The organism is Flavonifractor plautii ATCC 29863 (assembly GCF_000239295.1).
Taxonomy (GTDB): Bacteria; Bacillota; Clostridia; order Oscillospirales; family Oscillospiraceae; genus Flavonifractor; species Flavonifractor plautii.
Genome location: NZ_JH417757.1, coordinates 1 through 7,347, shown reverse-complemented (window position 1 = coordinate 7,347; position 7,347 = coordinate 1). Strand labels below are relative to the sequence as shown.

Below are 7,347 nucleotides of genomic sequence, written 5' to 3'. Positions count from 1 at the left end.
TTTCAAGTTGTCAGCGAATATCAGCCCGCCGGCGACCAGCCGGAGGCCATCGCCGCCCTGGCGGCGGGCATTGAGAACGGTCTGGATGAGCAGACCCTTCTTGGCGTCACCGGTTCGGGCAAGACCTTCACTATGGCCAAGGTCATCGAGGCGGTGCAGCGGCCCACCCTGGTGCTGGCCCACAACAAGACCCTGGCGGCCCAGCTCTGCGCCGAGTTTAAGGAATTTTTCCCCAACAACGCGGTAGAGTATTTTGTGTCCTACTACGACTACTACCAGCCCGAGGCCTATATCCCCCACACCGACACCTTCATTGAGAAGGACTCGGCGGTGAACGAGGAGATCGACCGGCTGCGGCTGGCGGCCACCGCCTCCCTGATGGAGCGGCGGGACGTGATCGTGGTGTCCTCGGTATCCTGCATCTACGGCCTGGGCGAGCCGGAGGACTTCGCCAAGATGATGGTCTCCCTGCGGGTGGGAACCCAGATGGAGCGGGAGGAGCTGCTGAAAAAGCTGGTGTCCATCCGCTATGAGCGCAACGATATCGCTTTTGAGCGCAACATGTTCCGGGTGCGGGGGGACACGGTGGAGATCTTCCCCGCCTACTGGAAGGACTCCGCCATCCGGGTGGAGTTCTTCGGCGACGAGATCGACCGTATCAGCGAGATCAACGTGGTCACCGGTGCGGTCATCCGGCGGCTGGAGACCATCCCCATCTGGCCCGCCACCCACTATGTCACCCCCAAGGAGAAGATGGACGCCGCCGTCCAGGAGATCTACCGGGAGTTGGAGGAGCGGGTGGCCTTCTTCCAGGCCAACAACCAGCTTATTGAGGCCCAGCGCATCAAGCAGCGTACCATGTACGACGTAGAGATGATGCAGGAGCTGGGTTACTGCACCGGCATTGAGAACTACAGCCGGGTCATTGAGGGCCGCGCCCCCGGCTCGCCCCCCCACACCCTGCTGGACTACTTCCCCAAGGATTTCGTCCTTTTCATCGACGAGAGCCACGTCACCCTTCCCCAGGTGCGGGCCATGTACAACGGCGACAAGGCCCGCAAGACCTCTCTGGTGGACTACGGCTTCCGCCTGCCCTGCGCCTTCGACAACCGGCCGCTGAAGTTTGACGAATTTCAGAAGCGGCTCAACCAGGTGGTGTACGTCTCCGCCACCCCCGGCGACTATGAACGGGAGCGGTCGGGCCAGATCGTGGAGCAGGTGATCCGCCCCACCGGCCTCCTGGACCCCAAAATCGAGGTGCGGCCCGTGGAGGGGCAGATCGACGACCTCATCGGCGAGATCAACGCCCGCACCGCCCGCTCGGAACGGGTGCTGGTCACCACCCTCACCAAAAAGATGGCGGAGGATCTCACCGCCTACCTCACCAACGCGGGCATCAAGGTGCGCTACATGCACCACGACATCGACACCATCGAGCGCATGGAGATCATCCGCGACCTGCGCCTGGGCACCTTCGACGTGCTGGTGGGCATCAACCTGCTCCGTGAGGGCCTGGATCTGCCGGAGGTGTCCCTGGTGGCCATCCTGGACGCCGACAAGGAGGGCTTCCTCCGGTCGGAGACCTCCCTCATCCAGACCATCGGCCGGGCCGCCCGCAACGCCGACGGCCTGGTGGTCATGTACGCCGACTCCATCACCCCCTCCATGCGCCGGGCCATCGACGAGACCGAGCGCCGCCGGGCCAAGCAGGACGCCTTCAACCGGGAGCACGGCATCGTGCCCAAGACGGTCATCAAGTCCGTCCGCGACGTGATCGACCTGTCCGGCGACAAGGACGAGCTGCCCCACTCTCAGAAGGCCCTCTCCAAAAAGGAGAGGGAGGCTGCCATCGCCAAGCTGGAGAAGGAGATGCGGGAGGCGTCCAAGCGTCTGGAATTCGAGTACGCCGCCGTCCTCCGCGACCGCATCATCGAGCTGCGGGGACATGGGTGAGGGGCATGGAGCTGCCCAGACGGAAGCCGAACCGGCTGCCAAACTATGATTACAGCCAGGCGGGCTATTATTTCATCACCCTCTGCACAAAAGACAAACAGCCGCTTTTCTGGCAGCCGTCCGTAGGGGCGGATATCATCCGCCCGCCGCAGGGTATTCAGCTTTCCTCCATTGGCCGTGTGGTAGATGAGGCCATCCGCGCCATCCCGGCGCACTACCCCAATGTTGCGCTGGATAAATTCGTCGTCATGCCCAATCATATTCACCTGATTCTGGCGCTTGCGGAGCCGGACGGGCGGATAATATCCGCCCCTACAAAGCCGCTCTCCACCGTGATCGGCTCTATGAAACGGGCCGCCGCCAAGCGGGCGGGCATTCCCCTCTGGCAGAAATCCTTTCACGACCACGTCATCCGCGGCGAGGCGGACTACCGGCGCATCTGGAACTACATTGATGCCAATCCCCGGAAATGGCGCGAGGACTGCTATTATGTATGACTTGACCGGCCGGCCGGCGGCCTGTTCCCCCGTCCGGCGGCGGAAAGACTTCCCAAATACGTCCGGCGTGAGCCGGGCATGGAATAAGAGGTATGGATTATGAACTATGTGACACTGGGCAAGACCGGCCTGAAGGCCGCTGTAGTCTCCTTTGGCGGTATCCCCATCCAGCGCGCCGACGGGGCCAACACCAAGGCTGTGGTAGATAAGCTGGAGGAGTACGGCATCAACTACATCGACACCGCCCGGGGCTATACCGTCTCCGAGGAGTATCTGGGCGCCGCGCTGGAGGGCCGCCGGGACAAGTTTATCCTGGCAACCAAGAGCATGAGCCGGGACGCCGCCTCCATGGCCGCCGACGTGGAGACCAGCCTGCGCAACCTGCGCACCGGCTACATCGACCTGTATCAGCTCCACAACCTGCCGGAGAAGGACATTGAGAAGGTATTCGGCCCCGGCGGCGCCTACGAGGCCCTGACGGCGGCCAGGGAGGCCGGGAAGATCGGCCACATCGGCGTCACCGCCCACAGCGCTGATGCGCTTAAAATTTTGGTGGAGGACTACGCCGACCGCATTGAAACCGTTATGTTCCCCTATAATATTGTGGAGGACCAGGGGCGGGACGTGCTGGCCCTGGCCCGTGAGAAGGGCATCGGCACCATTGCCATGAAGCCCCTGGCCGGCGGCAACCTGGACGAATGGGATCTGGCCCTGCGGTACATCGCCGCCTCCGGGGTCATCGACATCATGATTCCCGGCATGGGCTCCCCTGAGGAAGTGGACCGCAACGCCTCTGTGAACCTTGCCGCCCCCCTGACGGCGGAAGAGCTGTCCCGGTGCGACGCCGTGCGGAAGGAGCTGGGCACCCAGTTCTGCCGCCGGTGCGGCTACTGCGCCCCCTGCCCCAACGGCATTGACATTCCCTCCAACTTTCTGATGGCCAACTACGCCCGCAAGTACGGCCTGGCCGGCTGGGCCGAGCAGCGTTACAAGGCTATGCCCTACCACGCCGGCTCCTGCGTCATGTGCGGCGCCTGCGAGAAGCGCTGCCCCTACGGCCTACCCATCCGCGACATGCTGGAGGGCGTGGCCAAGGTGTTCGGGTACTGAACATGGGCCGGTGGGATATGGGCTGGGACACATTGCTGGTCATGTACGCCCCTTTTCTGCTGGGGCTTGCGGCCTTCGCCCTTATCGCCCTGGCCGTCTGGCCCAGACCGCCCAGGTGGGTGCGCGTATCCGCCGGGGTGCTGGGCTCCGCCCTTCTGCTGTGGGCTCTGTGGGCGTATGTATTTCGTCCCGTGTTCGCCCCCTGACCCGGAGGATGCCGTTCTATGGACAAAACAGAAAAATTCTTCTATCTGCCCCAGGCCACCAACGCCAGCTTTGTGCTCTCCCCGTCCGACGGCCCGGCCTGCACTCCGGAGCCGCTTGAGCCGGAGCCGCCTCCGGAGTCGGAGGGGCCGGCGGGGAGCTACCCCTGCCCCTGCTGCGGGTGCCTCACCTTTCCTGTCCCCAAAGAGGAGGCCATTGCCTACATCTGCCCGGTGTGCTTCTGGGAGAACGACGTGTTCGACCCGGACGAGGACGCCCCCAGCGACGAAAACCGGGGAATGACCCTGCGGCAGGGCCGGGAAAACTACCGGAAATGGGGGGCCGTGCGGGAGGATCTCGTCCGCCATGCCCGGCCGCCCCGGCCCGGCGAACAGCCCCTGTAAACCCCTGAACAAAGGAGAACCACACGTATGCTCGACCATATTTTCGTCAAAGGCGCGCGGGAGAACAACCTGAAAAACATCGACGTGGACATTCCCCGGGACAAGCTGGTGGTGCTCACCGGCCTGTCCGGCTCGGGCAAGTCCTCCCTGGCCTTTGACACCATCTACGCCGAGGGCCAGCGCCGCTATGTGGAGTCCCTCTCCTCCTACGCCCGCATGTTCCTGGGCCAGATGGAGAAGCCGGACGTGGACTACATCGACGGCCTGTCCCCCGCCATCTCCATCGACCAGAAGACCACCTCCAAGAACCCCCGCTCCACCGTGGGCACGGTGACGGAGATCTACGACTACCTCCGCCTGCTGTGGGCGCGGGTGGGCACCCCCCACTGCCCCAAGTGCGGCAAGGAGATCCAGCAGCAGACCATCGACCAGATCATCGACCAGGTGATGGCCCTGCCCGAGGCCACCCGCATCCAGATCATGGCCCCGGTGGTGCGTGGCAAGAAGGGCACCCACCAGAAGCTGCTGGAGGACGCCCGCAAGTCGGGCTATGTCCGCTGCCGGGCCGACGGTTCGCTCTACGATCTCACCGAGGAGATCCCCCTGGACAAGAACAAGAAGCACAACATCGAGATTGTGGTGGACCGGCTGGTCATCAAGGAGGACATCCACCGCCGCCTCACCGACAGCGTGGAGACCGCCGCCGCCCTGGCCGGCGGCCTGGTGGTCATCAACATTGTGGACGAAGACCGGGACATCCTCTTTTCCCAGAACTACGCCTGCGAAGACTGCGGCATCTCCATCGAGGAGCTCTCCCCCCGCATGTTCTCCTTCAACAACCCCTATGGCGCCTGTCCCACCTGCACCGGCCTGGGCGCCCAGCTCAAGGTGGATCCCGACCTCATCATCCCCAACAGGAAGCTCTCCATCCTGGAGGGCGCCATCACCGCCTCCGGCTGGAACAACATCAAGGGTGACTCCATCTCCCGCATGTACTTTGAGGCCCTCTCCAAGAAATACGGCTTCAAGCTCACCACCCCGGTGGAGGAACTGCCGGAGGAGGTCATGGACGTGATCCTCTACGGCACCAAGGGGGAGAAGCTCAAGCTGACCTACGACCGGGAGAACGGCAAGGGCACCCTGATGCAGGCCTTCGAGGGCGTGGTCAACAACCTGGAGCGCCGCTACCGGGAGACCCAGAGCGACGCCATGCGCCGGGATCTGGAGGAGTGCATGGCTGAGCGGCCCTGCCCCGACTGCGGCGGCAAGCGCCTGCGGAAGGAGGCCCTGGCCGTCACGGTGGGGGGTATCAGCATCGACGCCTTCTGCCGCAAGTCGGTGAACGACGCCCTGGCCTTCGTGGACGGCCTGGAGCTCACCCCCCAGAAGCACCTCATCGCCGACCGCATCCTCAAGGAGATCAAGAACCGCCTTGGCTTCCTCCAGAGTGTGGGGCTCCAGTACCTGACCCTGAGCCGGGCTGCCGCCACCCTGTCCGGCGGCGAGAGCCAGCGCATCCGCCTGGCCACCCAGATCGGTTCCTCCCTCATGGGGGTGCTCTATATTCTGGACGAGCCGTCCATCGGCCTGCACCAGCGGGACAACGACATGCTGCTGGACACCATGAAGCACCTTCGGGACCTGGGCAACACCCTGCTGGTGGTAGAGCACGACGAGGACACCATGCGGGCGGCCGACTATATCGTGGACATCGGCCCCGGCGCCGGCGTTCACGGCGGCGAGGTGGTGGCCGCCGGCACCGCCGAAGAGGTCATGAACACCCCCGGCTCCATCACCGGCGACTACCTGTCCGGCCGCAAAAGGATCCCCGTCCCCACCGAGCGCCGCAAGGGCAGCGGGAACTTCCTCACCATCCGGGGCGCGGCGGAGAACAACCTGCGGGGCGTGGACGTGTCCATCCCCCTGGGTACCTTCACCTGCGTCACCGGCGTGTCCGGCTCGGGCAAGTCCTCCCTGGTCAACGAGATCCTGTTCAAGCGGCTGGCCGCCGACCTGAACCGGGCCAAGACCCGGCCTGGAAAGCACGCGGGCATCGAGGGGGAGGAGTTCCTGGATAAAGTCATCGACATTGACCAGTCCCCCATCGGCCGCACCCCCCGCTCCAACCCGGCCACCTATACCGGCCTGTTCAACGACATCCGTGATCTGTTCGCCTCCACCTCCGACGCCAAGGCCAGGGGCTACGGCCCGGGCCGCTTCTCCTTCAATGTCCGGGGCGGGCGCTGCGAGGCCTGCCAGGGCGACGGCCTGCTGAAAATTGAGATGCACTTCCTCCCCGACATCTACGTGCCCTGCGAGGTGTGCAAGGGCAAGCGGTACAACCGGGAGACCCTGGAGGTGCGCTACAAAGGCAAGAACATCTATGAGGTGCTGGAGATGACGGTGGAGGAGGCCCTCCCCTTCTTTGAGAACCTCCCCCGGCTGTACAACAAGCTCCAAACCCTCTACGAGGTGGGCCTGAGCTACGTCAAGCTGGGGCAGCCCTCCACCACCCTGTCCGGCGGCGAGGCCCAGCGGGTCAAGCTGGCCACCGAGCTGGCCAAGCGCTCCACCGGCAAGACCATCTATATCCTGGACGAGCCCACCACCGGCCTGCACACCGCCGACGTGCACAAGCTCATTGAGGTGCTCCAGAAGCTGGTGGACGTGGGCAACACGGTGGTGGTCATCGAGCACAATCTGGATGTGATCAAGACCGCCGACCGCATCATCGACCTCGGCCCCGAGGGCGGCGACGGCGGCGGCAATATCGTCGTCACCGGCACCCCCGAGGAGGTGGCACAGTGTGCCGCCTCCTACACCGGGCAGTATCTCAAGCGGATGCTGTAAAAAGCGGCCGCCGGCGCTGCCCACCAAGCGTTTTGCCTCTGGCAAAACCTTGATGCCGGGCGGATTCACTCCGCCCGAGCAGATAAAATCAATCCGGGGCCCCCGCGCGGCCTGCCGCGTGGGGATTGGCGACGGCGGCGGCAACATCGTCGTGACGGGTACTCCAGAGGAGGTGGCCGCCTGCGAAGCCTCCTATACCGGCCGGTACCTCAAGCGGATGCTGTAAGAAACGCCCCCGCCGTACCGGGGACGTACTCGCCCGGTTTTTCCTCCACCCGGCCGGGCGGAGGAAAAACTTTGTAGGTTTGTCAAACATATTGGACGGTGAA

6 protein-coding genes are annotated in these 7,347 nt (G+C 64.2%); all 6 read left to right on the top strand.

Going from position 1 to position 7,347, the window contains the following annotated elements; genetic code table 11:
* The coding region (gene uvrB, locus HMPREF0372_RS08980; RefSeq protein WP_007491172.1) for an excinuclease ABC subunit UvrB at window positions 1-1,953 on the top strand (1,953 nt) is incomplete at its 5' end.
* A gap of 5 nt (window positions 1,954-1,958) precedes the next feature.
* Window positions 1,959-2,450: a transposase gene (locus tag HMPREF0372_RS08975; protein ID WP_007491170.1), complete on the top strand. Its 492-nt coding sequence runs from the start codon at window positions 1,959-1,961 to the stop codon at window positions 2,448-2,450.
* Between the two features lie 99 nt (window positions 2,451-2,549).
* On the top strand, window positions 2,550-3,560 hold the full coding sequence (locus HMPREF0372_RS08970) for an aldo/keto reductase (protein WP_007491168.1): 1,011 nt from the start codon (window positions 2,550-2,552) through the stop codon (window positions 3,558-3,560).
* A gap of 2 nt (window positions 3,561-3,562) precedes the next feature.
* Window positions 3,563-3,766: a hypothetical protein gene (locus tag HMPREF0372_RS08965; protein WP_007491166.1), complete on the top strand. Its 204-nt coding sequence runs from the start codon at window positions 3,563-3,565 to the stop codon at window positions 3,764-3,766.
* A gap of 18 nt (window positions 3,767-3,784) precedes the next feature.
* Window positions 3,785-4,168, top strand: a complete 384-nt coding sequence (locus HMPREF0372_RS08960) for a CPCC family cysteine-rich protein (RefSeq protein WP_007491164.1) — start codon at window positions 3,785-3,787, stop codon at window positions 4,166-4,168.
* A gap of 27 nt (window positions 4,169-4,195) precedes the next feature.
* Window positions 4,196-7,018 carry an excinuclease ABC subunit UvrA gene (gene uvrA / locus HMPREF0372_RS08955; RefSeq protein WP_007491162.1) on the top strand — a complete coding sequence of 941 codons (2,823 nt, stop codon included), beginning with the start codon at window positions 4,196-4,198 and terminating at the stop codon, window positions 7,016-7,018.
* Window positions 7,019-7,347 lie beyond the last annotated feature (329 nt).